The organism is Deltaproteobacteria bacterium (genome assembly GCA_016219225.1).
Classification (GTDB): Bacteria; Desulfobacterota; RBG-13-43-22; order RBG-13-43-22; family RBG-13-43-22; genus RBG-13-43-22.
The window spans coordinates 1-25725 of record JACRBX010000039.1 but is presented as its reverse complement, the minus strand read 5'-3'; the positions used below and the strand labels follow the sequence as shown (position 1 = coordinate 25725).

26 protein-coding genes and 1 pseudogene are annotated in these 25725 nt (G+C 50.3%); 12 read left to right on the top strand and 15 right to left on the bottom strand.

Annotated elements, in window-relative coordinates; genetic code table 11:
* From HY879_02850 to cysK, 3 genes are all read right to left on the bottom strand, one after another.
* Positions 1–2175 carry an ATP-dependent RecD-like DNA helicase gene (locus HY879_02850; protein ID MBI5602268.1) on the bottom strand — a complete coding sequence of 725 codons (2175 nt, stop codon included), beginning with the start codon at positions 2173–2175 and terminating at the stop codon, positions 1–3.
* Positions 2176–2385: 210 nt separating this feature from the next.
* Positions 2386–4479 (bottom strand): acetate--CoA ligase family protein, encoded by a 2094-nt coding sequence (locus HY879_02845; GenBank protein ID MBI5602267.1) that lies wholly within the window; start codon positions 4477–4479, stop codon positions 2386–2388.
* A 205-nt stretch (positions 4480–4684) separates the two neighbouring features.
* A complete protein-coding gene (cysK, locus tag HY879_02840) occupies positions 4685–5608 on the bottom strand; it encodes a cysteine synthase A (protein MBI5602266.1) in 924 nt (307 codons plus the stop codon).
* A gap of 175 nt (positions 5609–5783) precedes the next feature.
* On the opposite strand from cysK, the gene HY879_02835 reads away from it, so the two are divergent.
* The 5 genes from HY879_02835 to HY879_02815 all read left to right on the top strand — a co-directional run bounded on the left by HY879_02835 (position 5784) and on the right by HY879_02815 (position 9583).
* Positions 5784–6728 (top strand): L,D-transpeptidase family protein, encoded by a 945-nt coding sequence (locus HY879_02835; protein MBI5602265.1) that lies wholly within the window; start codon positions 5784–5786, stop codon positions 6726–6728.
* Between the two features lie 68 nt (positions 6729–6796).
* On the top strand, positions 6797–7021 hold the full coding sequence (locus HY879_02830) for a 4Fe-4S binding protein (GenBank protein MBI5602264.1): 225 nt from the start codon (positions 6797–6799) through the stop codon (positions 7019–7021).
* Entirely contained in the window at positions 7008–8153 is a 1146-nt protein-coding gene (locus HY879_02825; protein MBI5602263.1) for a 2-oxoacid:acceptor oxidoreductase subunit alpha, read from the top strand. The genes HY879_02830 and HY879_02825 overlap by 14 nt, the downstream gene beginning before the upstream one ends.
* Before the next feature lie 4 nt (positions 8154–8157).
* Complete coding sequence (locus HY879_02820) at positions 8158–9030, top strand: 2-oxoacid:ferredoxin oxidoreductase subunit beta (GenBank protein MBI5602262.1); 873 nt, start codon at positions 8158–8160, stop codon at positions 9028–9030.
* A complete protein-coding gene (locus tag HY879_02815) occupies positions 9014–9583 on the top strand; it encodes a 2-oxoacid:acceptor oxidoreductase family protein (GenBank protein MBI5602261.1) in 570 nt (189 codons plus the stop codon). Before HY879_02820 ends, HY879_02815 begins: the two co-directional genes overlap by 17 nt.
* On the opposite strand, the gene HY879_02810 is transcribed toward HY879_02815, so the two are convergent.
* The 9 genes from HY879_02810 to HY879_02770 form a co-directional block, all read right to left on the bottom strand.
* The gene (locus tag HY879_02810; protein ID MBI5602260.1) at positions 9516–10271 is read right to left on the bottom strand and encodes a DUF169 domain-containing protein; all 756 of its coding nucleotides are present in this window, start codon (positions 10269–10271) and stop codon (positions 9516–9518) included. The genes HY879_02815 and HY879_02810 overlap by 68 nt on opposite strands.
* A 22-nt stretch (positions 10272–10293) precedes the next feature.
* The gene (locus tag HY879_02805; protein ID MBI5602259.1) at positions 10294–10599 is read right to left on the bottom strand and encodes a hypothetical protein; all 306 of its coding nucleotides are present in this window, start codon (positions 10597–10599) and stop codon (positions 10294–10296) included.
* A 208-nt stretch (positions 10600–10807) separates the two neighbouring features.
* Positions 10808–11296, bottom strand: coding sequence for a DinB family protein (locus HY879_02800; protein ID MBI5602258.1), 489 nt, complete (start codon positions 11294–11296; stop codon positions 10808–10810).
* Between the two features lie 134 nt (positions 11297–11430).
* Positions 11431–12549 (bottom strand): hypothetical protein, encoded by a 1119-nt coding sequence (locus tag HY879_02795; GenBank protein ID MBI5602257.1) that lies wholly within the window; start codon positions 12547–12549, stop codon positions 11431–11433.
* A 296-nt stretch (positions 12550–12845) separates the two neighbouring features.
* The gene (locus HY879_02790; protein MBI5602256.1) at positions 12846–13181 is read right to left on the bottom strand and encodes a hypothetical protein; all 336 of its coding nucleotides are present in this window, start codon (positions 13179–13181) and stop codon (positions 12846–12848) included.
* 62 nt (positions 13182–13243) lie between these two features.
* A complete protein-coding gene (locus tag HY879_02785) occupies positions 13244–13408 on the bottom strand; it encodes a DUF4160 domain-containing protein (protein MBI5602255.1) in 165 nt (54 codons plus the stop codon).
* 37 nt (positions 13409–13445) lie between these two features.
* Positions 13446–13724: a DUF2442 domain-containing protein gene (locus tag HY879_02780; GenBank protein ID MBI5602254.1), complete on the bottom strand. Its 279-nt coding sequence runs from the start codon at positions 13722–13724 to the stop codon at positions 13446–13448.
* A gap of 736 nt (positions 13725–14460) precedes the next feature.
* On the bottom strand, positions 14461–14784 hold the full coding sequence (locus HY879_02775; GenBank protein ID MBI5602253.1) for a hypothetical protein: 324 nt from the start codon (positions 14782–14784) through the stop codon (positions 14461–14463).
* A gap of 314 nt (positions 14785–15098) precedes the next feature.
* Positions 15099–15437 (bottom strand): DUF3795 domain-containing protein, encoded by a 339-nt coding sequence (locus HY879_02770; GenBank protein MBI5602252.1) that lies wholly within the window; start codon positions 15435–15437, stop codon positions 15099–15101.
* Positions 15438–16033: 596 nt separating this feature from the next.
* Between HY879_02770 and HY879_02765 the strand changes: the two genes are divergently transcribed.
* Together HY879_02765 and HY879_02760 are read left to right on the top strand one after the other, a co-directional pair.
* Positions 16034–16264 (top strand): DUF433 domain-containing protein, encoded by a 231-nt coding sequence (locus HY879_02765; protein ID MBI5602251.1) that lies wholly within the window; start codon positions 16034–16036, stop codon positions 16262–16264.
* Positions 16257–16646, top strand: coding sequence for a DUF5615 family PIN-like protein (locus HY879_02760; protein ID MBI5602250.1), 390 nt, complete (start codon positions 16257–16259; stop codon positions 16644–16646). The genes HY879_02765 and HY879_02760 overlap by 8 nt, the downstream gene beginning before the upstream one ends.
* Positions 16647–17079: 433 nt before the next feature.
* On the opposite strand, the pseudogene HY879_02755 reads toward HY879_02760, so the two are convergent.
* The 3 genes and pseudogenes from HY879_02755 to HY879_02745 form a co-directional block, all read right to left on the bottom strand.
* Positions 17080–17408: pseudogene (locus HY879_02755) on the bottom strand (DUF433 domain-containing protein).
* A 131-nt stretch (positions 17409–17539) separates the two neighbouring features.
* Positions 17540–18550, bottom strand: coding sequence for an L-histidine N(alpha)-methyltransferase (gene egtD, locus HY879_02750; protein MBI5602249.1), 1011 nt, complete (start codon positions 18548–18550; stop codon positions 17540–17542).
* 27 nt (positions 18551–18577) lie between these two features.
* Positions 18578–21973, bottom strand: coding sequence for an IscS subfamily cysteine desulfurase (locus HY879_02745; GenBank protein MBI5602248.1), 3396 nt, complete (start codon positions 21971–21973; stop codon positions 18578–18580).
* 568 nt (positions 21974–22541) lie between these two features.
* On the opposite strand from HY879_02745, the gene nuoI reads away from it, so the two are divergent.
* From nuoI to HY879_02720, 5 genes are all read left to right on the top strand, one after another.
* The gene (nuoI, locus tag HY879_02740) at positions 22542–23093 is read left to right on the top strand and encodes an NADH-quinone oxidoreductase subunit NuoI (GenBank protein MBI5602247.1); all 552 of its coding nucleotides are present in this window, start codon (positions 22542–22544) and stop codon (positions 23091–23093) included.
* Entirely contained in the window at positions 23090–23608 is a 519-nt protein-coding gene (locus tag HY879_02735; GenBank protein ID MBI5602246.1) for an NADH-quinone oxidoreductase subunit J, read from the top strand. Before nuoI ends, HY879_02735 begins: the two co-directional genes overlap by 4 nt.
* Entirely contained in the window at positions 23605–23910 is a 306-nt protein-coding gene (gene nuoK / locus HY879_02730; protein MBI5602245.1) for an NADH-quinone oxidoreductase subunit NuoK, read from the top strand. The genes HY879_02735 and nuoK overlap by 4 nt, the downstream gene beginning before the upstream one ends.
* 6 nt (positions 23911–23916) lie before the next feature.
* Positions 23917–24978, top strand: coding sequence for a hypothetical protein (locus HY879_02725; protein MBI5602244.1), 1062 nt, complete (start codon positions 23917–23919; stop codon positions 24976–24978).
* A 69-nt stretch (positions 24979–25047) separates the two neighbouring features.
* The coding region (locus HY879_02720; protein MBI5602243.1) for an NADH-quinone oxidoreductase subunit L at positions 25048–25725 on the top strand (678 nt) is incomplete at its 3' end.

The following is a 25725-nucleotide window of genomic DNA, read 5'->3' as shown; positions in this document are numbered from 1 at the left end:
TCAAGGCAGATGGATTAACCTTTCCTTTAAAAAACTGTACCGCAATTGGGGCTTATTATTTTTGATGCCTATGGCCAGGGCCTTCTTGGTTCCCACTAAAACGACCACTCTTTTAGCCCGGGTAACGGCCGTATAGATCAGGTTCCTCTGCAACAGGATAAAGTGTTGGATCATGACCGGGAGGATTACCGCCGGGTATTCATTCCCTTGTGATTTATGGACGGAGATGGCATAGGCCAATACCAGCTCTTCCAATTCGCTGAAGTCATAAACCACAAACCGGCCGTCGAAATTGACCCAGACCTCCTGGTTCTCCGGATCGATTTTGGACAAACGGCCGATGTCGCCGTTAAAGATCTCCTTGTCGTAATTGTTCCTGATTTGCATAACCTTGTCCCCAAGCTTGTAAGAACGGGGGCCTCTTTGGATGCAACGCTGTTCGGTATTTAATTGTTGCTGCAGAAAGAGGTTTAAATTTTCTGCTCCCACCGCCCCTTTATACATGGGGGTCAGGACCTGGATGTCCTGAAAGGGGTCAAGTCCGTAGCGTTTGGGCAACTTTTCCTGGACCAGTTCCAGTATCCAGCGGGCGGCCTTTTCCGGGTCCTCCTGATCCAGAAAATAAAACTCCTGGTTTCGGCCCCCCTCTTCTTTTGGCAAGATCGGCATATCCCCCTGATGGATCCGATGGGCGTTGATGACGATCAGGCTCCCTTCACCCTGTCTGAAAATCTGTTCCAAATGGACCACCGGAACCCTATGGGATTGGATGAAATCGGAAAGGCAGTTTCCCGGACCCACCGACGGCAGTTGAAAAATATCACCAACCATAATCAAAATCGCAGGATCCGGAACGGCTTTCAGGAGATGGTACATCAAATAGGTATCGACCATGGAGGCTTCATCGATGACCACCAGATCGGCAGATAAGGGATGTTCCTCATTTTTTTGAAACCCACCCATCTTGGGGTTGTACCCCAGGCTGCGATGGATGGTTGCCGCCGGATAATGGGTAACCTCCGACAGCCGTTTGGCCGCCCGGCCGGTGGGGGCCATTAAGAGGCATCGACGGTCTAATTGTTTAAAAACCTCTAAGATAGAACGGATAATGGTGGTTTTCCCGGTACCGGGACCGCCGGTAATGACCAAGACTTTTTGGGTCAGGGCCTTTTGAACCGCCTCCTTTTGCTGACCGGACAAATTCAGGCGCATGGATTTCTCTACATACGCAATGATCTCCCCGGTCCGGCCGTCGCTTTTCGGTTTTCCTTTTAACAAGGCCTCAATCCTTTGAGTAATACCTTCCTCGGAGAGATCGAGATAGGGTAAAAAGACCAGGATTTCTCCATGATCGTTTTGCCGGGTCCGGAGGTGTTTTTTTTGAATGAGTGCTTCCAGGGCCTGATCAAGCCGGCTGGAATCCACCTCTAATTGTTTTTCGGCGGTTTGAATCAATAGTTCTTTCGGGAGACAGACCTGCCCCTCGTCGCTCTTCTGCTGAAGAATATAGGTCAGGCCGGCCTGAAGTCTGACAGGGGCCTCTTTTTCTATGCCCATTTTTTGAGCAATGCGATCGGCCGTTAGAAAACCGACTCCAAAGATATCGGAAGCCAGGGTATAAGGGTTTTCCTGCATCCTGGTTACGGCCTGTTGGCCGTAGGTCTTAAAGATTTTGGTGGCAAGTCCCGTACTGACCCCATAGCCTTGCAGGAAAATCATGATGCGACGGATTTCTTTTTGTTCTTTCCAGGCTTCTTTGATCTGAACAATCCGTTTAGGCCCCACGCCGTCTACCAGGGAAAGTTTTTGGATGTCTTTTTCGATAATATCCAAAGTCGTCAATCCGAATCGCTTCACGATCCTTTTGGCCATTTCCGGCCCGATACCCTTAACCAACCCGGAGCCGAGATATTTTTCTATACCCACCACCGTAGCCGGGATTAACGACTCATAGCTTTCGATCCGGACCTGAAGGCCATACTTGGCATGCTGTTCATAATACCCCTGGATTTTTAAAACCTCTCCGGGAGAAATGGAAAATAAATGGCCGATAACGGTAATCGTATCCCTTCGCCCTTTGATTTTCATCTTGGCAATGGTAAAATGGTTTTCCTGATTCTGAAAGGTGATGCGCTCGATATGGCCTTCCAGAGTTACCGGGGTTTTGCTTTCCATTAGGGAGTGATTCCTGTTTCGGATTTCGGATTTCGGATTTCGGAATTTAGTGGAAACTCTCCTTCGACATTCATGATTCGATATTCGATATTCGATATTCGTATTTTCATTTTTCGCGGGCCCCGTGGACATGAGAGTATAATAAAAAAACTTTATTAGACAGGATTTACCGGATTATCTGGATTTTAATCCTGTCAATCCTGTCAAACCCTATTCCCCCAGCACCAGCCGGACATCCAGCACCTGACAGCCCTGGCCGGTTTCACAGACCATAACCGGATTGATATCAATCTCGGCGATCTCGGGAAAATCGACCATCAGCCGGGAAAGTTTCAGAATGGTTTCAACCACAGCCTCAACGTCGGAGGGTTTTTGGCCCCGGACCCCTTTCAAAAGCTTGATGCCTTTGATTTCATGAATCATGCCCTGAGCTTCGATCCGATTTATAGGGGCGATTCTCAAAACCACATCGCCAATGACCTCCACATAAATTCCCCCGATTCCAAAAAGTAGTACCGGTCCGAAGGAAGGGTCCTGTTTGCCGCCTAAAATGACCTCCCGTCCTCTGGAACTCATTTTTTGGAGGACTACCGTAAAATCCTCCAGATCCCCGGGTTCTCTCCGGGCCACCTCTTCTAATTGATAATAAGCCGATTCGAGGTCTTTCGGATCTTTGATATGGAGGATAACGCCTCCGACATCAAATTTATGGGCCATATAAGGGATGGCCAGCTTAAGGGATAAGGGAAAGCCCAGTTGTTCGCCTTTCTCCAGGGTCTCATCCAGGGACCAGGCCCTGGCAAAGGGGATAACCGGGAATTGATAATGAGAAAGGATTTCCAATCCCTCAAAAAGATATAAGGGCCGGCCTTCGGCTTTGGCCTTGGAAAAAATTTCGACCACGGCCTGGTGGTTCACCTCAGGGCCGATCTCTCCACCCTTCCATCCCTGAACCTTTTGTTGGCTGAACCGCAAAGAGAGGTGGAGGGCCTGGGCCGCTTTTTCCGGAGACAGGAATATGGGCATGGTAAAGTGCTTTTTAATGTAGGCGATCTCCCATTCTTCGGAAAAAATACAAACCGCCACCGGTTTTTGATAACGCAAGCCCAATTTCTCGGCCTTCTGGATCATTTTGCGTGACCCTTCCTGTTCCCCTCCTTCCCGGTAGACATGAATCAGGATAAGGCCGTCGATATCATCGCGTTTAATCGTTTCTTCCACGATCCGGACATAAACCGGCAGATCAAAAAGATCTCCCAGGTCGAGAGGATTGGACAATTTGATCACATTGGCCCGAAAATGTTTTTCGATGTCTTCAAAAAAAGTTTCCGGAAAGGCCGGAAGATCAAATCCATATTTAGAACAGGAGTCGGCCGCCACTACCGCCTGACCGCCGGAGCGGGAAACCACGGCCAGTCTGTTTCCCTTCAGACGGGGCAGGGTTAAGATCTTAAGATAATTCATGGCCTCCTCGAAATCCTGGACGCGAATGGCCCCGGCTTGTTTTAATCCCGCCTCGACCACATTGTTGTCTGAAAGGAGGGCCGCCGTGTGGGAGAAGGCGATCTGGGCGCTGACCGGACCTATATTGGACTTGTGGATAATGATCGGTTTTGAGGAACGGCTGATGATCTCCAGCAATCGCCTTCCGTCCGAAATGCCTTCCAGGTAGAGGCAAATAACCTCGGTTCCCGGGTCCTGGATCAAGTATTCCAGGAGATCGTTCTCGTTCACATTCAATTTATTACCCATGCTGACAAATTTGTTGATCCCGATATTTTCGCTGGCCAGAAATCCGAGATAACTCAAGCCCACGCCCCCGCTCTGGGCTAAAATGGAGATTGGACCAGGGCGCATATCTTTATGCATGGCCATAAAGGGGAGACACAAACCGTTTTCCATATTGATATTGCCGATCCCATTGGGTCCGAGAAAACGAATCGAATATTTTTCGGCTACGTCCACCATCTCTTTTTCCAGATGGGCCCGGTCTTTGGCAAACTCCCGAAACCCTCCGGATTCGATAACTACCCTCTTGATCCCTCTTTCGCCACATTGGCCTAAAAGGTCCGCGACGGTTACTGCCGGGGTCAGAATGACGGCTAAATCGATTTCATCCGGTATTTGCCTGAGTTCCGGATAGATCCTCTGTCCGAAAAGGACTCCCCCTTTGGGGCCGACCGAAAAAATCTGCCCGTTAAACTGAAATTCCATCAGATTGGAAACAATATTCTTTCCTAAATTGTCCGGAGAGTTCGATACCCCGATAACGGCCACACTGTTCGGATAAAAAAAGTTTTTCATCCCCTTTTTCCCTTCCTGATCGGCATTATGGAAATATCTTTCACTGACCCCCGGCCCCTGATCCCGGTCCCCCATCCCCTTGGGGCGCCACGAAGCCTGAAAATGGTTTACTCCGAACTCCGAACTCTATACTCCGAACTCTATTCTTGTGTTAAACCCTCATGTCCCAGGGAGCTTGTCAGTATCCACCATCCAGCATCCAGTATCAAAACTCCGCCAGAGCGGTACTCAAATACCGTTCTCCGGAATCAGGAAAAATGACGACCAATAATTTCCCCGTGTTCTCCGGTCGTTTCGCCACCTCAAGAGCGGCCCAGAGGGCCGCCCCGGAAGAGATGCCGCAGACGATCCCTTCTTCCCGGGCCAATCTTCGGGCCGATTCGAAGGCCTCTTCGTTATTACATTGAATGATCTCGTCAATCAGGTTCAAATTCAAGATGTCGGGTATAAATCCGGCGCCAATCCCCTGGATCTTATGAGGCCCGGCCTTACCCCCGGATAAGACCGGGGAGTCTTTGGGTTCCACGGCAATGGCCTGAAAGGCAGGTTTTCTCATTTTTATTACCTCTGCAATTCCGGTCAGGGTCCCCCCGGTCCCGACACCGGCCACCAGGATATCCACCTTGCCTTCGGTATCCATCCAAATTTCTTCAGCCGTGGTTTTTCTATGGACCTCCGGATTGGCGGGGTTTTTGAATTGCTGGGGCATAAAAGAATTGGGGTGTTCTTTAGCCAGTTCTTCGGCCTTTTGAATGGCCCCTTTCATCCCTTCGCCACCAGGGGTCAGGATCAGTTCCGCCCCTAATAATTTAAGCAGCTTTCGGCGCTCCAGACTCATGGTTTCAGGCATGGTCAGGACCAATCGATAACCCCGGGCCGCACAGACGAAGGCCAATCCGATCCCGGTATTGCCGGAGGTGGGTTCAATGATCAGGGTGCCCGGTCCGAGACGGTTTTCCTTTTCTGCGGTTTCGATCATCGATAAGGCAATCCGGTCTTTGACCGAACTCAAAGGGTTAAAGGATTCCAGTTTTCCAACGACTTCTGCCCGGCAATCCTGTGTAATCCGCCTGAGCCGGATCAAAGGCGTTTTTCCTATCACCTGGGTAATGCTGTCGTAAATTTTCATGGAGTTGTCCTTTTCTAAGGCCTTTTTATTTTTTATTTTAATTGAAATCCGGGTGAGGGTCAATCCAATATTCTCGGCCCCACTTATAAGCTGTTGGTTTTTTCAAAAACTATTTCTTGACATCTTGATTAAAGAAAACTATCTAAAATGAACAATACGAAATTTTGGGGTTCCCATGGTAAATTTCCTTTCAGCCTGGAACGTCCTGATGAAGGGCCGGCCCCGGGCCACGCTTCCGGCCTTTTTGATCATCTATGGGGTAATCCTGCTTTCCCCAGCCCTGGGGACAGCCTATCAACCCACCTGGCCGGTATTTTCAGAAGTCGAAGGGGGAGAACACTGGTACGTTGTTCAAAGCAAAGATTCTCTCTATTCGATTTCCGGAAGGTACGGGTCAATCTGGCAATATCTGGCTTCGAGAAACCTGCTCACCCCCCCTTTTAAGCTAAACGTCGGGCAACGATTAGTGGCCAACAGCCGGCATATTATTCCCCAGACCCAAATGACCGACGGGCTGTTGTTGAACATCCCGGGTCACATGCTCTATTTTTTTGAAAATGGCCTGCTGCGCAAAAGATACCCGGTCGGACTTGGACGGCAGGACTGGCCGACCCCTATCGGATCATTTACCATAACCGGCCGGTTTAAAAATCCCACCTGGACGGTCCCCAAATCGATCCAGGAGGAAATGAGGAGAGAAGGGAAATTCGTCCTGGAAAAAGTCCCACCCGGCCCGGACAACCCTCTGGGGAAATACTGGCTCCCGCTGTCGATTCCGGGCTATGGGATCCATGCCACTATCTGGCCTGAAAGCATCGGGCATTCCACGTCGCATGGCTGTATTCGAATGACCACCAAGGATATCGAAGACTTATACGGCCGTATTAAATCCGGTGTCCCCATAACCATCGTCTATGAACCAATAAAAGTGGCGGTCAACCCGGACAAGAAGATATTTCTGGAGGCCCACGCCAATACCTATCAAAAACAATTCTCCTATTGGAATCATGTCCAGAAACTGGCTCAACAAAACGGATTGATTGACCAAATCGAGTGGTCCAAGGCCTTTCGGGTCCTGAACGATAGAATCGGGATTGCCGATGAGATAACCCGTAAATAAAAAGGTCTGTGCCGCCTTTTTAACCCCAACACCTTTACTTCCATCAATAACCTTTTTAAACTAAATCTATGAAAAAAACGGCCCCCAAAATAGAAATCTATAAGTCCTGGTGCAAAAATTGCGGCCTCTGTACGGCCTTCTGCCCTAAAAAGGCCTTGCAAAGAGATGCGGAAGGGATGCCTTTTCTGGCCGATCCGAAGGCCTGTATCGGCTGCCGGTTGTGTGAACTACGCTGTCCGGATTTTGCAATCTCAGTAAAAGAACAGGAAAAGGATAGCCATGAACCGTCATAAACCCCAGAGGGTCTTCTGGCAGGGGAATGAGGCCATTGTCGAGGGGGCCCTGGCTGCCGGCTGCCGTTTCTACGCCGGTTACCCCATAACACCGGCTACCGAGATTATGGAGATGATGGCTCAGAAGATGCCGGCCCTGGATGGGGCCTTCATCCAGATGGAAGACGAAATCGCCAGCCTGGGGGCCGTTATCGGTGCATCTCTGGCCGGGGTCAAGGCCATGACAGCCACCAGCGGCCCAGGATTTTCTTTAATGCAGGAAAACCTCGGCTTTGCCTGTGTAGCGGAAGTCCCCTGTGTGGTGGTCAACGTCATGCGGGGAGGTCCCAGCACCGGACTGCCGACCAGTCCGGCCCAGGGGGATGTGTTGCAGGCCCGTTGGGGGACCCACGGCGATCATCCGATTATCGTCTTAGCCCCTTCCACCACCCTGGACTGCTATCTGGTAACATTGCAAGCCTTTAATTTTTCAGAAAAATACCGAACGCCGGTCATCATCCTCTCCGATGAAGTCGTTTCCCATACCCGTGAAGTCCTGACCCTGCCCCGGGGGGATGAGCTTCCGATGATCGAACGGATCCGGCCTACCGTACCTCCGGAATGGTTTGTTCCTTTCGAAACCCAAGGTCGCCTGGTCCCGGCCATGAGCTCTTTTGGAGACGGCTACCGCTACCATGTGACCGGTCTCATCCACGACGTTCGGGGATTTCCGACCAATCGTCCCGACGAAGTTTTCGCCTTTCAGAAACGGTTGCAGGAAAAAATAAGCGAACATTATACCGACATCCAATGGGTGGAACCTTTTTATCTGGAAGACGCCGAACAGGTCATCATCGCCTATGGCTCGGTGGCCCGCTCGGCCCTCCATGCCGTCCGTCAGGCCAGGGAGATGGGCCTTAAGGCCGGCCTGCTCAAATTGTTGACCCTTTTCCCTTTTCCCAGGGCGGCCGTGGAAAAGGCGGCCATTGCCTGCCAATCCTTATTGGTCCCGGAAATGAACTGGGGCCAGATTTCCCGGGAGGTCAAAAGGGTCAACCGGGGGCGCTGCCGGGTCGTCACCTTAAACAAATTCGATGGGACTTTGATAACACCCAAAGAAATTTTAAAAAAAATGATGCAAGATCAAAATTAAAATTATGAAAGACATCACTAAATTAATCCATCAGTACCTGCGGCATGACAAAAAGTTTCCTCATGTCTGGTGCCCGGGCTGCGGTAACGGTATCGTTCTTGGGGCCTTGATCCGGGCTATCGATCATTTGGAATATTCCAAGGATGAAATCGTCCTGGTTTCGGGAATCGGCTGCTCCGGTCGCATGAGTGTTTATGTAGATTTCAATACCCTGCATACCACCCATGGCCGGGCACTGACCTTTGCCACCGGGATCAAGATGGCCAAACCGGATTTAAAGGTCATTGTCATTATGGGCGACGGGGATGCCCTGGCCATTGGCGGAAACCACTTTATTCATGCGGCTCGAAGAAATATCAATTTAACGGCCCTGATCATTAATAACAGTATTTTCGGCATGACCGGCGGGCAGCATTCTCCGGCCACCCCCTATGGCAAGATGGCCACAACGACCGCTTTATACAATATCGAACCGGCCTTCAACATCGCCGAACTGGCCGTAACGGCCGGTGCCGTATTTGTGGCCCGGGGGACGGCTTATCACGCCGATCTGCTCCACAAGCTTATTGAAAAGGCCTTGCACAAAAACGGTTTTTCGCTTTTGGAGATTATTACCCAATGTCCGACTTTTTACGGCCGTAAGAACAGGATGGGAACGGCCGTCGAAATGATGGAATGGCAGCGGGACTCGGCCGTTCCGGTTGAAAAATGGGAAGGGCTTTCTCCGGAGGAAAGAGAAGGTAAATTCAGCATCGGGGTCTTGATGGACAAAGAAGCTCCGGGATTTTTAGAAGAATATGAAAAGGTCAAGGCCCAGGCAAAAAGGATCGCTTCGCTTAACGCAACTGAAAAAGGTGACCATGGTTCCCAGATATGAAATCCGCCTCTCGGGTTCAGGGGGGCAGGGGTTGATCCTGGCGGGCATGATCCTGGCCGAAGCCATAGCCCTCTACGAGAAAAAATTTGTGGTTCAATCCCAAAGTTACGGGCCGGAAGCCCGGGGGACGGCCAGCAAAACCGATATTATCATCAGTGAAGAGGCCATTGATTATCCCAAGTCCATCCATCTGGACGTCTTGTTGGCTATGAATCAAAAAGCCCTGGATTTAAATTTCCTGGATTTAAAAAAAGGGGGGATCTTGATCGTTGATTCGGGATTGGTCAAGGAATTACCCACCACCCATCTGGTCTCCCTGCCTCTGACCCGTATCGCCCTGGATGTGACTCAAAGCCCGCAACCGGCCAATATGGTGGCTTTGGGGGCCTTGGCGGTCTACACAAAACAAGTATCCCTTCAGGCCCTTTCGAAAACTTTAGCCGGACATTTTAAGAAAGAGTTGCTGGATATGAACCAAAAAGCCCTTAAGGCCGGGGCCCGTTCCGCGAAGAGAGGGCTTTCTGAAAACCCCTTGGGGAATGATGCGCCTTAAAAATGGGTTTATGACAAATTTCAAGGAGATTGGCGGCGATTTTACTAATCAATTGGGCCGGTATTCCCATAAATAATTCATTTTTACCCATAGTGGCCGCTATGCGGTCCCCTACCCCATTAACGGTCAGGTTCACTTTTTTATTCATCAGGGGATAGGCAATGGCATCTCCGCAGACCCCCTGGAACCCGGTTCCAACGGAGAGGTCGTTTCTACCGCCGGTCAGATATTGGGTGGCCGTCAACAACCACATGGCTTGTTCCGAATTGACCTTAAAGAGGACCACATCCACACCCATGACAGCCTTTTCTAAGGGACTCATGGCCACCCCTTGGGTTTGGCCGGCCGGCAGACAGATCCCCTTCGAAAAATAATTCTGGGCCGCCTGTTCATTCCCAAACACCCCGATTTGAACGCCTTGTTTGTTTTTCCCTAATTTCGAACCTTCTTTTCGAAGACCCAGGGTGGTCAACCCCATGGTACACTGAACATCGGCCCGGGTTAAAAAAAACCCTTTTCCTTTAAAGGACTCCATAACCGCGAAACAAAAACTGGATAGGGGTTTTTCCGGTCTTTTAAACAACACCGGCATTTCTTCATGGTTTTTGATGATCCGGACAGCCACCGGGCTCGATTTAAGCTGAAGGATTCGACGAAAAGCCCGATCCAATTCCTGCACATTTTCCATGGGATGGTTTCCTTAAAGAACTTTATCTTCGCCTTCGATCTGAAATAGAAACGACTTTGCCTTCCGTTTTGGGGGGAAGAGGTTCCGGGGCTTCTTGAGGAACCTCAACTTTTTCAATCCGGACTTTTTTACCCCCCATGGTAAATTCTTCGCCCTGAATATATTCCGGCAGGAGGATCCATTCCCCGAGAGAGAGCGGTACTTGAAGAATCAAAAACTTCATGCGTACCCAGCCGGGTTTTATATCCGGGATTACATCTTCGATACGGGCGAAAAAAACGGGCTGATTTTCTAAATAGATCAAGACGAGATCCTTATGTCCCGTCATATCTTAGACCTGTTTTCTATTTTTGGAAGCAGAAGAAAATTGTTGAAAATATAATGCGAGCACCCTCCCGTAGTAAACCTTAAAGGATGCTACGTAGAGCTCCATCGGATTCCTCTCTTATTAATCGCCTTGCCCTTGAAAGTCAACAGAAATATTTCTCTTGCTCCCCGTCCTTTGTCTTGAGAATTTTCAAACTTCCAGTGAGAGTTTAATATTCAAAAATGGGCTTCAGGTTGAGAATCCGCCTGAGACCGACCAACTCTCCCAGATGATAGGCATTGTGGTCAGCCGCCAGGAGGACCTCCCGAAGAATCGTGTAATCCTTGGCATGGGGAATGGGGCCGAAAAAATCCGTTTGAGGATCTTTGACCAATTTTTCCAGGACCTTCAAGTCGGCCTGAAAACCTTTAACCGTCTTTTTCCAATGCCCGGGGGAAGCCTTTTCATCGACCCCGGGCCAATAGCCGTCGGGAAACTTTGGAGATTGATGGTCAGGATTTATGACAAAATCGAGAATATCCCACTGGGCGATGCGTATATGCTCCAAAAGGTGCCAGACGGTATAGCTGCCGTTGGGCACTTTGGTATTGATTGCCTTCATGGGAAAATCGGAAACGGCATCGGCAAAACCCATGTGGGCGTTTCCACCTTTTAAAAGGGCCAGCAATTCCTGACGAAGGACCTGATCTTTATCCATGGCTTTTTCCTCCTTAAAGAAAGGGTTGGGCCCACCGCACAAAGGCTTTTATCCATTTTTATGCGGATATTCCGTAAGGTGGACCACAGGGAAAATAATAATAATTGCCTTCTCGCTTCCAGTTTCTCCAAATCTTATCTGGATGCGCCTGCAACCGGATTCGCGATATAGCGGTTAAGGTGCGGATCGCTCTGCTCCAGCACATGACCGGAGTCCTTTTTTCCTGCAACGTACTGCTCCAAAAAAGCAATCGAGTAGCGTCGGATAACCTCGTACTGCTCTTCGGTGCCACTCAGTAGTCTCGACCCGGGATTATCCGAGAAGCGATTGTTGAACGAAAAATGACCGGCCCCTTTGACCTCAAGGAAGTACTTGGGAGACGATACGTTTCTGTAAATCTTGGCCGAAAGGTCCGACATCTTTTGGAAGCCGCGCTGTTGGTTTTCTTCCCGCTCTCCCATAAATAGCATGGATGGAATCCGCACTCCGGCAAGTTCGTCTTCCCGGAACAGATACCCACCGGCCCCCGTCGAGAATAATAATAGGGCCTTGATGCGGGGATCATGGCGTTCCTTGAGGGTTCCGCAGAGTCCCAGCGCCGTGAATCCGCCCAAAGAGTGCCCCCCGACAGCGATGCGGTCCTGGTCGATGAGCCTCCCGAAAAGGCCGGAAGTCATCATGCTGTCCAATACGAGACTCATCTCGTCCAGTCGGTACAGATACCGGTCTCTGTCGCCTGGACCCGAAGCGGTTATCTCCCTGGCCTGCTGCAGGAAGCCGAGACGGTCGAAGTGCTTCTCTTGACCGGTCCGTATGCGGACGACCGAGTGCTTGTCGTGGTGGTCCGGGCAGGCCACGATCCAGCCGCGAGCGGCAAGGGCTTCGGTAAAGAATACCGAGCCGATTCCACCGCCCCCGTATCCGTGGGAAAAAACCAGCAAAGGATAGGGGGAGCCTTCGGCACGGGGTGCCGCATCGACCGCGACGTTGCCGCTTGTCGGTCCCCCGTAGGTGTGGGGTTTCGGCTGCGCCACGGTCGGATACCAGACGGCCACGGTAAGCCTTTGCTCCTGCCCGTCCTTGCGATACTTGAAATCAATGGCCTGATAGCCGACATTAAACAGGGGCTGGGATGCTGCTCCACTTGCGTTCGACGCTTCAACCAGGCAGCTCAAAATGGTGAAAACAAGAAAAACACCGACCAATCGTCCAATCAGCGGATAGACTGCTTCCGCCCTCCAGATTCTTACCATACCGATCCCTCACCGTCGTCGCAAAGACATTTCATATTCAGGTCACCGAACGTCCGATGGTAACTTGAGGGTATAGGAATTTCCTTTTTGGACGCAGATCGACGCAGATTGCCAAGATTTTGAATATATAGAGTAGTTATCTGCGGGTATCGGCGAAAATCAGCGTCCTAATTTACGGCGACTTTCGTCGTCAATTTGACCCTTTGGTTAATGTGTAGTAATCGTCCTTGTTGGCATATATTTACAATTCATCGCTAAGAATCGGTTTACGTTTTGGACCAATGTAGCTTGCCCTATCATTTCCTTAATGAATGCTCAAGAGCGATCCTTCTGTTCTCAAGCTCCTTCAGTTTTTTTTTGAGATCGGATATCTCTTTCTTGATCTTTAGTAACTCGGTCTCAGCCTTGACTCTCACCAGGTAGTCCTTTCCAAGCTCCTCGGTTATATACTTTTCGAGTTGGTTCCTCAGGACTCTGAGATATGAGTTTCCCCACATTGCTCCGTCTCGATATTCAAGTTTGGCGGCCCGTATGCCCCTCACAATAAATTCTCGGTCAACTCCATATTCCTTCTTCGCCGTTACATCGCTTAGAGTTGCTCCTTTGAGATTCCATTCACCGTATTCTGCCATGTTTTATCCTTAGACCGAACGCCCTGGATCAGCCGCGGCGTAGCAAGTCGCGCTGTACCCGGTTATAAAGCCTTTTTCCATTGCCATTGCTCAGCCCTTATTGCCGTGATTTTTTGAAGTGGTGGTAATCTGCCGGAAAAGACTGACAGGTTACGGATATCGATCAAAGCAGCATCTCCGCCGTACTCGGCATGAAAATGCGGTGGGTTATGTTCATCAAAGAACATCTTAATGATGATGCCAAAAAAACGACTGATCTCAGGCCTAGGCGGCCTTACGGCGCAGGACGGGAAAAATGTCTTCCGGCTTCCTGCCCGTTATCCTAAGGAACAAGGAGTCCGGGCAGAGATCAATTTGATCGCCCCAAACCAGTTCACCGAAAGAACCAATCCGTACCTGTTGAAAAAAATCCCGGTCGTGCCATAAAGAAAAAACACCTTTGCCAACTAACTCGGAGAGGTTCACTTCCCCACAAACCCCGTTGTCAAAAGATAATTTCAGACGATAATCCTGTAATACCTTAACCTTGGTGATTCTAGCCATTACCATATTCCTCCAAATCGAATAATAATACCATTTAGTTGAGTCTTAGGGAAGATCATCATTTGGATGGTCCCTATGAGGAGGCAACCAAGTTGTGGTTGATTCAGGTTATGTTTTGTTTGTTGTTATTACATCCTTTTCAATCCTGTGAGTCCGACACTCACCGCATGGATCACTCCTCAGTTCATCCTGTATCGAACCTTTACCCTATCTATATAAATCCATAATAATACCGCCTGGCTTCTTGAATCCCGCCTGGGCAGAGATTTTAAAGGGACTTTTTATTTTACATTTAGTCTGGTTTTTCCTTTATTCGTTAAAAATTATGCAATAATCTTGTCAAATTAATTATGGCGGTTTTCAAAAAAATATGATTCGAAATGACCTATTTTTAGAGTCTTTTCGTTTTCAGCTACAACCAAGCTCCAGAAATTACCGCCATATTTTATTTTAAAAAAACATTGCGAGTTAATCAATTGTCTCGAATACTTTCTAATACTACAGCGACACTTTTCCCGTCATTCCCGAATGTCTTTATCGGGAATCCAGGTTTTTCCAGAAAATGAGAAAACCAAAGTCCCTGGATTCCGGCTTAAGGCATGCCGGAATGACGGTTAAGGGGCGCATGAGCAAAAAATACGCTGTCGTACTAATTCGTAAGACTATAAATGTAAAAATTAACTACGTTAAAATCTCTGCCTGGGCAGGAAACCGACCTTTCAGGATCGTCTCAATCCTAAGCAGATGGGCCTCGAAAGGGGTATGCTGGTGAAACCAACCGCATAGCTTCCTTGAGAAATGTGTACACTTTCATGGGGTCGGAACATGTGGGGAGGACTTGTCCATAGTAGTTCATAACCCAGAGTAAAGGGCCATTCGCGGCATAGATATGTTCAGTTCCTGCAAATGGGTTAAAGCCGAAGTAACGGTCCAAATACCGATAGTGCTCTCCCACGAACTCAAAGCCCCGTGATCCATCCTCAAATATCCTTTCTTGCCCTTCGCCACCACTGGCATAGCCTGAAGCCTTACCTTGCAAGATGAAATTGAGAAGAGACATAGGACCTCCTTTTTTTGTATTCATTCCACTTGGATTCATATGACATAGAAGCATTCTATAATGAGCGGCCAACGACGGGCATCACCGGCACGCAACCACGCGGCCAATGAGCTTGAAAGAGCACCGAAAAATGCGCCCCGCGTGGTTGTATGTCCGCGTGCATGCCTTGTTAGCAAACGAATTTCCACACTTTTTCGTTCTCATGCCGCTACGATATTCTCTCAAGCGATTGCCTGCAGCTCAGAGAACACAAAAAGATCCGGTCTCAGCCGAGGACAAAACCTGACAGCGCGAGAGGCATAGGCCTATCCGATTCACTTCTTGAGCGCTTCGAAGCATGCTTTTGCATCCACAGAAAACTCATGGAAGCGAATAAGGATCTCGCACGGCTGATCAGTGCAAATGGCACAATTGTCCAGACCCTTTCCGCTACAACACTTCCTGATAGCGCAAGATTGGCAATATCCGATCAGCTTCCCTCCCTCTGACTTACATCCATCACAGTTGATCTCTTCAGGTTTCAAATCAAAGCCAAACTTCTCAGAATACAACGCAGCGGTTCTTTCCCTGGCAACATCATCATCATTCTGAGTAGCCAGAAATGTAGGACAATTCGAACAGACAAGGCCACAATAGGCGATCATTTGAGACATGGACTACCCCTCCATTCCACGGTAGGCTATTTAAACCACAAACTCGCTTCAGACATACCTCCTCGAACTTGCTAACAAGTCATTCTAAAGTTTTCTTCATATCTCCCCATCCAAAAAGATCTTCAGCATTAAAGAGATATTATCAATTTATCCTACCCATCTTGCCTGGGGACATCAACTATACCATAACCAACTTGATTCACAAAGATACTCCACAAATTCTTGATAGAATTTTTCGACGATTTTGTTTCTCGGATATCATGATATTTTTCGGGATATACAGAAATAGACAAATTCCACATGCCGACTATTTTGATGACCATGGATGTCTTTAAAATAAATAGGGAAACGCGGTAAAGTTAATCCTTGGCTGACCGGGTGGATCTTTTGGGATGTGTATCCTGACCATATATATCCTCAAGATTTAGAGGAGAGGTTTTTATAAATGGATCAATGATCTCTGGATAACATAACTTCATAATTTGTCAAGAGAAAAAGTACCATTTTTTTCTTCTTGACCTTTGGTAATTTTCTATCCTATACTTTTAAGAAAGATAAAATATTAACAATTTAGATGTGTTGGTGGAGGTATACCTGTGAATTTTCTTAACCGGATAGAAATAAATCCCAGGGTCTGTAATGGGCGGCCGGTAATTAAAGGGACCAGGATACCCATTTCGGTAATTTTAGAACAAATTGCTGAGGGGGAATCTTGGGAAATAATACTTGCCGGTTATCCTGAGTTAAAAAGAGAAGACCTCCAGGCCGCACTCTTTTATGCCAGGGAATCCATTGACCACACGGAAGTAAGAGCGGTCAATGCCTGAGGCATTTCGACTTTATCTGGATCAAATGTTTAATCTGGATGTCGCCCAGGCCTTAAATAAAGAGGAGTATAATGTAATCCGGGCTTCTGAGATTGGACAATCCCGGGCCGATGATAAAGAGATCTTGGACAGAGCTGTTTCTGAAAACAGGATTCTTATTACTCTGGATCAGCATTTCGGCGACTGGGTTGTTCTCCCTTTGAGTCATCATCCCGGTGTTATTCGATTAAAAGTAAACCCGACCACATCGAGAAATGTTTTAAAGCTATTAGTCCCTTTTTTACGCCGTCAGTCCCCCTCCCAATTTAAAGATCGCCTGGTTATCCTTTCCGCGCAAAGGGTAAAGTGGATAACAACAGGACCTGGGGTTCAACAAAACTGAAATCTAATAATTATCGAGCCCTGGCCTTCTGCTCCGTTCAGACGGTCTCTCCTCAATGTGCTTTGGATAACATAACTTCATAATTTGTCAAAAAATTTCTTGTAAAATCCAGAACCGCCCCTTCGCTTTGGCGGACTTGATTACCGGACTAAAACAAGTCTTTCTTTTGTGATTGCCCGGAATTATTCATTTTGTGGACCATGCCGATTAATTCTTATCAATCTTCCGGTAAGCGCATTATCATCTTCAATAACGGAATGAATTTGTCGGGCCAAGGCCGCAAAATCGGGATTATAAGTACAGGCAATTAGGCCTGCATGATTCGGATTGTGGTGATGAAGATAAATAAATAGTTAGAACATCATGATCCAGACGTCTTAATTCTTCTATAACCGGATAGGGAAAATTTTCATTTGCGTACAATCTTCCCATATCAGGCTGACTCGTTTTCTGCTATCTGTTTGTCTATCTCGTCCCGATGGGAACGATAATAAGCCCAGGCATTGCTTAGATCTTCTGCCCTTAATGTTGGATAACACCGGAGCAGATCGGCCTCACTTGTTCCCAAGCACCTGGCCTGGACAAGCAGCCAGACCGGGATACGGGTCCGGACAATGCACGGTTCCCCCCGCAGACCCCAGTGATGACGTCAATCCCGGGAAAGGCATCCCCCATGTCCCGAACTACCCACTGGAGAACTTGAGCCTTTTCCGCTTTGGTCAGCCCTGACAAAATTTCTTCAACCTTTTCAAGGGAACTCATGATTATTTTTCTTCCTAAAAGTTTTAAGCAAGTAAAACGATGTTCACTCCATTAAATCCTAAAATCGATTAAAAAATTATAAGATAGTGCGGAAATGACGGTCAAGGAGAAAAATTCGATCAAAAACTATTTTACAACCCCATGGACACCAGAGAAAACCACCCACTGGAATCCTGGCGCCAGTCGTGAATGGTCAAGCCGGCCAGGCCGGCCATCCACTCGATACTTTCCCTGGTGAATTTCCGTGAGTTTTCCGTGTGAAGGGTTTCGCCTTCTTTAATCTCAAGGGTCATATTGAGTGCGTCAATCCTGACCGCCACATCCTGATTGGCTTTCAGGTGCATTTCTATCCGGCTGTGGTTTTCATTAAAGAAGGCCAAATGGTCGAAGCAGGAAGGATCGAAAAGGGCCTGCAATTCCTTATTGACTGCCCTCAGGATATTCTTGTTAAATGCAGCGGTGACTCCCCTTGTATCATTATAAGCTGCCTCGATGAGCGGAAGGGGCTTGAGCATATCGAAACCGATCAGCATGGTATCCTCCGGTTTCATGACGGCCGCCATATTCCGTAGGAAGACGACGCTTTCGACATCGTCAAAATTGCCGATTGTGCTTCCCAGGAAAAGGAACATGGTCGGCCTATCCGTAGGAAGCGGTTTCAGTTGGGAAGTAAAATCGGCCACGAGCCCTTTTACCTTTAACTCCGGGAAACGGGTTTTCAGATTAAGAGAAGAATTAAGGACCGCCGAATCGCTGATGTCCACCGGGATATAACGCAGGGTGGACCGGGTATCCTGGGTTGTTGCCCGGAGCAGGATGCCTATCTTCCGATCGGCCCCGGAACCGAGTTCGACCAGGTCTTTGTGGTTCAAGGTCCCGGCCAGCCCAGGGGCAACCTCTTTGAGAAGGCCCATTTCCGTTCGGGTTGGATAATATTCCGGAAGCCTGCAGATGGCTTCGAAAAGCCTGGACCCTTGGGCATCATAAAAATATTTGCAGGGGATGTATCTCTGCCGGGCCGTCAGACCTGCAGCCAGGTCCGCGACACCATTGATCCCATAAGGTCCCTTCGGACGATTATTTATTTCGGTTATCGATTCTTGCAAAAAATCTTCAATCGCGGACAAAGTTGGATGGTTCACGGCCTAATCTCCCTTGTACTATCTGCTCTATCTGCAGGAAACGAACCGGATGACTTCATTGGTTTCACGAATGACCTGATCAATAGCCATGATGGTCCGGTCGATCTCTTCCTCCGTATTGCCGAGGCCGAGAGAAAAGCGGACCGCGCCATGGGCCTCTTCTACCGTAAGCCCCATGGCCGTCAAGGCCTTTGATGGCTCGGGAAAACCCGACTGGCAGGCAGACCCCGATGAAATGGCGATTCCTTTCCGGTCAAGGGCCAGGACCAGCGACTCTCCCCGGATGCCGGGAAGTGTCAGGTTTAAGGTGTTGGGCAGCCGTTCCCGGGGATGGCCATTCAGCCGGGCCTGGGGAACCACTTCCAAAATGCCTTGATGCAGTCTGTCCCGCAGCTCTTGCACACGGTTCATTTTCGAGAAATTGTCGATGGCCAGTTCCGCTGCCCGGCCCAGCCCGATGATCCCCAAAATGTTCTCGGTCCCGGCCCGGAATCCCTGCTCCTGATGGCCTCCGGCGATCAGGGGGTCGAGCATCATCCCCTTGCGCACATAGAGAACACCCACACCCTTGGGCCCATAAAACTTATGCCCGGAAAAGGTCAGCAGGTCCACACCCAGTCGTTCTACATCAACGGGCAGTTTACCCAATGCCTGGACCGCATCGGTATGAAAGGGCACCCCCTGCTCCCGGGCGATCCCGGCTAATTCGGCAATGGGCTGGATGGAACCGGTCTCGTTATTGGCCAGCATTATACTGACCAGACAGGTCTTTTCCGTAATCGCCTTTCTAAGGTCTCCGGGGTCCACCAGCCCCTGGCCGTCGACCGGCAGAAGGGTCAGGACGAAGGCCTGCTTTTCCAGCCAACGGCAGGTGTTTAGCACTGAAGGGTGTTCGACTGTGCTGGTGATGATATGTTTCCGGGTCCGCCCGTCAGCCAAGGCCACCCCTTTGATGGCCAGATTATTGGCCTCCGAACCCCCGCCGGTGAAAATGATGCGCCGGGCCGTGGTGTTGAGGAGTAAAGCCACGCTCCGTCGGGCCTTGTCCAGGCTCAGTCGTGTTTCCTTCCCCAGGGCGTAGAGGCTGGAGGGATTACCGAAAGAATCCATAGATGCAACCAAGGCGGCCTTGACCTCCTCGGCCATGGGGGTAGTAGCATTATGATCCAAATAGATGGGCCTGGTAACCTTCGACGGTTTCGGAGGTCTATCAAAAGTATACTCACCCCTGCCGCCGGTCCGGACTTTTTTTCCTTCCGAAATCTTGGATACCTCACAGAGCAAGGCCTTGTAAACAGGAAAGCCGGAAATCGGATCAAAGCGGGCCAGGTCGGTCAAGTCATTGACGCAAGCCTGCTGCCAGGCTTTAGAACCCAAGGCCCCGCCCCCCATGGCACTGGCCTCGACGGCCCCGGACACTATGTCGTCGGTGACCAGTGCGTACAGGCGTATCTGACCGCGCCTGGTCTTAAGATGGACCTCATCGCCGTTTTGAATACCCCGAACCCGGGCATCGGCGGTATTGATCATCACCGTCGGGACCGGCCTTTCTTCCATCAGGGCCGGGATGGTTTGATGGAGGGTGTGGATATCCACCCTGGAACGGGCCCCGGAGTTGAAAACCAGGGGGAACTCTTTGGCCAGTTCCGGCTGCGAGTGCGGACTTTCTCCGGGTTCCACATAAATCGGCAAGGCATCATAACCATGTTCCTCCAGGATAGAAGAGGCAATTTCAAACTTGCCCGAAGGCGTCTCAAAACCGGTCTGTCCGTCTTCCCGGAGCAAGCCCTTTTCCCATTTTTTATACTCCATCATTACCGTTGGGACTTTGACGAGCCCGCCGGCCTGACGGACCTCTTCCAGGGTAAATCCCGACCCCCCGAGGGATCGATCCAAAAGTTCGACCGGAGTCTGGGGATAGAGATGGCCGTATCCCAGACGCCGGGCCAGTTCGGAGAGGATAAAGAAATCGCTCCGGGCCTCTCCGACCGGGGGGATCACCGGTTCCCTGATCCGGTAGATAGGGCCGTAACGCATGTAGGATTCGATTTCGTAATACGTAGCGGCCGGTAGGATGATGTCTGCGTAGGCCATATCGGCGGTAAGCTGGCGGTCGATACAGACCAGGAAATCCAGGGCGCCAAGGGTCTTTCGCCAGATCTCCGATTGGGGCCAGGAGGTGATCATCGAAGCCCCCAGACTGAGGAGCAATCGGATGGGATAAGGCTTTTTTTTCAGCACCGCCTCCGGCAGGATATTGGCGTGGAACTCGCCCCGATACCTGGTGTAGATGGGGAAGTTATTATAGCCTGCGGCCTTTTGCGCATTGGGGTTGGGAATGAGTCCTTCCCGATTAATCGGAAACTGATTTTGGGACATACTGAAGCAGGACCCGCCGGGCACGTCGAGCTGGCCGGCCAGGGCCCATAGGACCAGTGTCGCCCGGATGGCGGAAACGGCCCCGTCGCTGTATTCCAGGCCGCTGTACATCACCGGAGAAACGCCGTCGGTGGTGCTGATCCGCCGGGCCAGAGACCGGACCGTCTCAGCCGGAACCCCGGTGATATGCTCGACGACCTCCGGCCGGAAGTGTTGAACATATTGGGCGAAGGGTTCAAACCCGACGGTCCAGTTCCTGATAAAGTCTCCCTCGTAGAGATCCTCTTCGATGATGACCTGACACATTCCCAGGGCCAGGGCCCCGTCCGTACCGGGCCGGATCGGTATCCACTGGGAATTGAAGGACTTGGCCAGGGACGTTTTCCTGGGATCGATAACCACTAACTTTGCACCCCGTCGGCAGGCCTCCTGGATTCGATGGAAGTCATGGGGCGGACAATGGGCGGCCGGATTTTTACCCCAAATGACGATGAGCCCGGCCTGCTCAATATCAGAAAACATGTTCATGAACATGCGACCCATGGTCACATGGGGGGCGATCATGGCAAAGGCCACATAGCAAAGGGCACCCACTCCGAGGGTGTTGGGGGAGCCGAAGGGAAACAGGACGCTGGCGGCCGAGGAAATGGCCACGTCTTTCGGTTGAAACATGTCGCAGAAGGCCAGTTCAAAACTCCCGCTGCCGGTGTAGATGGCCGTGGCCTCCGGCCCTGATTCGGCCTTAATGGACTGGAGCCTTCCAACGATGGTCTCGTAAGCTTCATCCCAGGTTATCCGCTCGAAGTTATAAGTCCCTTTGGGACCTTTACGCTTTAAGGGGTAAAGCAGCCGATCCTGGGAATAGACGATTTCCGCAGAGTGCTCACCGACCTTACAAATAGCCCCTAACGGCGAGGTTTCATCGGCCCGGACGGTCTTGATCCGACCGGCCTCATTGTAAGTGACGATGACCCAGCAGCCGGCAGAGCAGATGCCGCAGATGGCCCGCTTCTCATGATCATTTGGTTTTGTCGGGTCGGTCATATAGTTCCGTCACCTTTTTTAAAACAAAATTACCGTTCAAGGTTCAATGTTCGGAAAAAACCGTTTTCGTGTTTCGTGGCGCCTTCCCATAAATATAAAACGGCCTGGAGCTTTAGCAGGGAAATTATTACTACAGCGACAGTTTTCCCGTCATTCCCGAATGTTTCTATCGGGAATCCAGTTTTTTCAAGAAAATGAGAAAACCAAAGTCCCTGGATTCCGCTCCCCGATTAAGAATGTCGGGGACAAGCTTAAAGCATGTCGGAATGAGGGTTAAGTGGGCCCATTAGTAAAAAATACGCTGTAGTATTATAAAATAAAATTTTATTTTAATTGAACAAGGTCTCGAAGCTAAATAGGGTAAAAGGGGTATTTTTTGAAAAAAAAGGATGTATTTTTAACTGGGTTTGACTCCGTTACATTAAATTTATTCTGAAAATACGGGATACACTGTATTGACTTAAAAACTGTTCTAAACAATCCTCTTAAATTAGGACGCAGATTTTCGCCGATACACGCAATAATTATTCTAAATAGAATTAAGCTGGAACCAAAAAAGGGGCTTGTTATGGAGAGGTCTAAAGGATTCAAAATATGGTCCGATGCCCTTCCTGGATTGTCCAGGGGCTTTTGGACCGTTTTGAAGCATCTTTTCCGAAAGCCGGTGACCGAACAATATCCGGAGTATAAACGGACTCTGCCCGGCCGTTCCCGGGCCAGGATCATCCTTACCCGGGACCCGGACGGCCAAGAGCGTTGTGTGGCCTGTTATCTGTGCTCGGCCGTCTGTCCGGTCAGTTGTATCTCCATGCAATCCGCCGAACGGGAAGACGGCCGGCGCTTCGCCCCCTGGTTCCGGATCAATTTCGCCCGCTGTATCTACTGCGGCTTCTGCGAAGAGGCCTGCCCTACCCTGGCCATCCAACTGACCCCCCATTTTGAATTCTCTCAATATGATATCCTGACCCTGGTAGCTGAAAAGGAAAATCTGCTGGTAAATCACGGCGGGAAAAACCAGGACTACAATTATTACCGTCATGCCGGCATCACCATAGCCGGGGGCAAGGGCGAGCATATCAATGAAGAAAGACCTCTGGATCTTTGGAGTAACTGGCCATGACCCTTTACGCCCTTTTCTTCTATCTCATTGCGGGATTGATCCTGGTTACGGCCGCCCTGGCCATCACCCGGCGTAATCCGGTTCACGCCGTGGTCTATCTGATCCTGTCCTTCCTGGGAAGCGCCATGCTTTTCTATCTCTTCGGGGCCCCCTTTTTAGCAGCCCTTATGGTCATTATCTATGCCGGGGCGATCATGGTCCTGTTTCTCTTTGTGATCATGATGGTTAAACCCGAGACAGCAACCGAGAACCGAATGGCCTGGCGGCAATGGGAGCCGGCTATTATACTGTCCCTGAGCTATTTCTTATTGGCCCTGATGCTTGTTTTTACCGATCCCCGGAGTCAAATCCCTCTCAAAACAGCCATGGCCAGCCCCATGGCCCTGGGCCGGTTCGTCTTCGAGCGATATTGGTTTTCCGTGGAAATCATTTCCCTGGTCCTCCTCATAGGCCTGATGGCCGCCGTCCAATTAGGCCGACAGAGGGGGAAAAAGCCGGATAGGGAGGGGTTATGATCGTTCCTTATTCCCAGGTAATCCTCCTGGCCTCGATCCTTTTTTCCCTGGGTCTCCTCTGCCTCCTGACGCGCCGGAACCTGATCATGACCCTGATCGGCGTAGAGATCATGATGAATGCCGCTGCCATCCTCTTTGTAGCAGGGGCCCTGCGCTGGCAGCAGCTCGATGGGCAGGCCTTTGTCATTTTTATTATCGGTGTTGCTGCTGCCGAAGTCTCGGTAGGTCTGGCCCTGATTGTCGGGGCCTATCTGCGCAGCGGGACCGTGGATCCCGATGCCTACGATGTCTTAAATGGGTAGGATAAAATGATCTCGACTTTATTCCAAGACCCGAATCTCCTGGCAGCCTGGACGGCGGTCATCATCCCTTTCCTGGCTTTTGCCTGGATCATGGTCTTCACCCCTTCCTGTCCCAGGATTTCTGCGGCCCTATCCATCGGAGCCGTATCCCTTTCCCTGACAAACGCCCTTTTTCTGCTCATCAGCCTCCGGTCCCTGGAGCATCCCGTCCAATTTGCCGGAAGGTGGCTGGTGACCGGGGATATCTCCATCCCTTTTGGGTTTTTATTGGATCCGACCAGCCTGCTCATGCTCCTGGTTGTGGCCGCGATCAGTTTCCTGGTCCAGATCTATTCGCTGGGCTACATGGCCGGAGATCCGGGATTCGCCCGCTATTATGCCTTCCAGTCCCTTTTTGCCGGGGCCATGATGGCCCTGGTTCTTTCCTCTTCCTTACTTCAACTCTACGTCTTTTGGGAGCTGGTCGGTCTTTGCTCCTACCTGTTAATCGGTTTTTGGTATGAGAAGTTCAGCGCCACCCAGGCCGGGAAAAAGGCCTTTGTCATGACCCGGCTCGGCGACACGGCCTTTTTTCTCGGCCTCCTGATGATTCTGATTAACTTTGGTAATTTAAATATCCTGGAAATGAACAAGGCCGAGGCCATCCCCGCCATGTCCCCGGGGCTTCTGACCCTGGCGGCCCTTCTGATTTTCGGCGGAATCGTGGGCAAGAGCGCCCAATTCCCCTTGCTGACCTGGCTGCCGGAAGCCATGGAAGGGCCGACACCGGTCAGTGCCTTGCTCCATTCAGCCACCATGGTGGCTGCCGGGGTCTACCTTCTGGCCAGACTTTTTCCTTTTCTGAGCCATTCCGAGACGGCCCTGTCCATCTTCCTGGCCACCGGCACCCTCACCATGCTGATGGCTTCCTCCATGGCCCTTGTGGAACGGGATATCAAGAAGGTCTGGGCCTATTCCACCATCAGTCAGTTGGGAATGATGATTATGGCCCTCAGTGCCGGGGGATATTTTTCAGGGCTCTTTCATCTGACTACTCATGCCGGTTTTAAGGCCCTGCTCTTTCTCTGATCCGGCATCTGGGTCCACTATTATAAGACCAATGACCTCTTCGAAATCGGCCGACGTTCCGGACGGGAAATGAAAATCCCCATGATCTGTCTTGTCCTGGCCGGGGCCAGCCTTTCCGGCCTCCCCCCCCTGGCCGGATTTTTCAGTAAAGAGGCCATCCTGGCTACTCTGTCCGATTTGAAGAATCCCTTTTGGCTTATCGCCGGATTCCTGGGCCTCTTTCTGACGCCTTACTATACCTTCCGGCCCATCTTTATTATCCTATTCCCTCAAAAAATAGACCGGCAAGACCTTTACGAGAAACGACCGGGAAACAGGCTCTACTGGACCATGACCATTCCCCTCATCATCCTGGCAGCCTTTATACTGACGGCGGGATTTATTGAACCCTTATTAAAGGATTTCCTGTCGGATCAACCAACCGCCGGAGAAAAGCGGGGATGGATCACCTATGTCTCCCTGGCCCTGGTCCTTTCGGCTGTGGCCCTGGCCTGGATCGAATTCGGCCGCAAAGAGTCCCCCCGGTTGGGCCTGGCTGAACGCCTTCCCAGGCTTCGGGATTTCCTGGCCGAGCGCTGGTACCTGGACCATTTCTATCGGATCATTTTAAATTTGGTCATCTATCGGACTTTTGCCGATCCCTTTACCCGTACGGATCAGCAGATCATCGACGGCGGCCTCGACCGGTTTTGTAAATTCACGGTCGAAAGCGGCAGACTGGTTTCCTATCTCCAGTCCGGCAGGCTG

Coding starts and splice junctions, on each gene's coding strand:
- HY879_02820 (MBI5602262.1), top strand. CDS start 8,158: ATGAAAGACATCACTAAATTAATCCATCAGTACCTGCGGCATGACAAA.
- HY879_02835 (MBI5602265.1), top strand. CDS start 5,784: ATGGTAAATTTCCTTTCAGCCTGGAACGTCCTGATGAAGGGCCGGCCC.
- HY879_02745 (MBI5602248.1), bottom strand. CDS start 21,973: ATGACCGACCCGACAAAACCAAATGATCATGAGAAGCGGGCCATCTGC.
- HY879_02790 (MBI5602256.1), bottom strand. CDS start 13,181: ATGGCAGAATACGGTGAATGGAATCTCAAAGGAGCAACTCTAAGCGAT.
- HY879_02845 (MBI5602267.1), bottom strand. CDS start 4,479: ATGAAAAACTTTTTTTATCCGAACAGTGTGGCCGTTATCGGGGTATCG.
- HY879_02850 (MBI5602268.1), bottom strand. CDS start 2,175: ATGGAAAGCAAAACCCCGGTAACTCTGGAAGGCCATATCGAGCGCATC.
- HY879_02775 (MBI5602253.1), bottom strand. CDS start 14,784: ATGTCTCTTCTCAATTTCATCTTGCAAGGTAAGGCTTCAGGCTATGCC.
- HY879_02825 (MBI5602263.1), top strand. CDS start 7,008: ATGAACCGTCATAAACCCCAGAGGGTCTTCTGGCAGGGGAATGAGGCC.
- HY879_02800 (MBI5602258.1), bottom strand. CDS start 11,296: ATGGATAAAGATCAGGTCCTTCGTCAGGAATTGCTGGCCCTTTTAAAA.
- HY879_02780 (MBI5602254.1), bottom strand. CDS start 13,724: ATGGCTAGAATCACCAAGGTTAAGGTATTACAGGATTATCGTCTGAAA.
- HY879_02805 (MBI5602259.1), bottom strand. CDS start 10,599: ATGACGGGACATAAGGATCTCGTCTTGATCTATTTAGAAAATCAGCCC.
- HY879_02815 (MBI5602261.1), top strand. CDS start 9,014: ATGGTTCCCAGATATGAAATCCGCCTCTCGGGTTCAGGGGGGCAGGGG.
- HY879_02735 (MBI5602246.1), top strand. CDS start 23,090: ATGACCCTTTACGCCCTTTTCTTCTATCTCATTGCGGGATTGATCCTG.
- HY879_02785 (MBI5602255.1), bottom strand. CDS start 13,408: ATGTTCTTTGATGAACATAACCCACCGCATTTTCATGCCGAGTACGGC.
- HY879_02795 (MBI5602257.1), bottom strand. CDS start 12,549: ATGGTAAGAATCTGGAGGGCGGAAGCAGTCTATCCGCTGATTGGACGA.
- cysK (MBI5602266.1), bottom strand. CDS start 5,608: ATGAAAATTTACGACAGCATTACCCAGGTGATAGGAAAAACGCCTTTG.
- HY879_02810 (MBI5602260.1), bottom strand. CDS start 10,271: ATGGAAAATGTGCAGGAATTGGATCGGGCTTTTCGTCGAATCCTTCAG.
- HY879_02725 (MBI5602244.1), top strand. CDS start 23,917: ATGATCTCGACTTTATTCCAAGACCCGAATCTCCTGGCAGCCTGGACG.
- HY879_02830 (MBI5602264.1), top strand. CDS start 6,797: ATGAAAAAAACGGCCCCCAAAATAGAAATCTATAAGTCCTGGTGCAAA.
- HY879_02770 (MBI5602252.1), bottom strand. CDS start 15,437: ATGTCTCAAATGATCGCCTATTGTGGCCTTGTCTGTTCGAATTGTCCT.
- HY879_02760 (MBI5602250.1), top strand. CDS start 16,257: ATGCCTGAGGCATTTCGACTTTATCTGGATCAAATGTTTAATCTGGAT.
- nuoK (MBI5602245.1), top strand. CDS start 23,605: ATGATCGTTCCTTATTCCCAGGTAATCCTCCTGGCCTCGATCCTTTTT.
- nuoI (MBI5602247.1), top strand. CDS start 22,542: ATGGAGAGGTCTAAAGGATTCAAAATATGGTCCGATGCCCTTCCTGGA.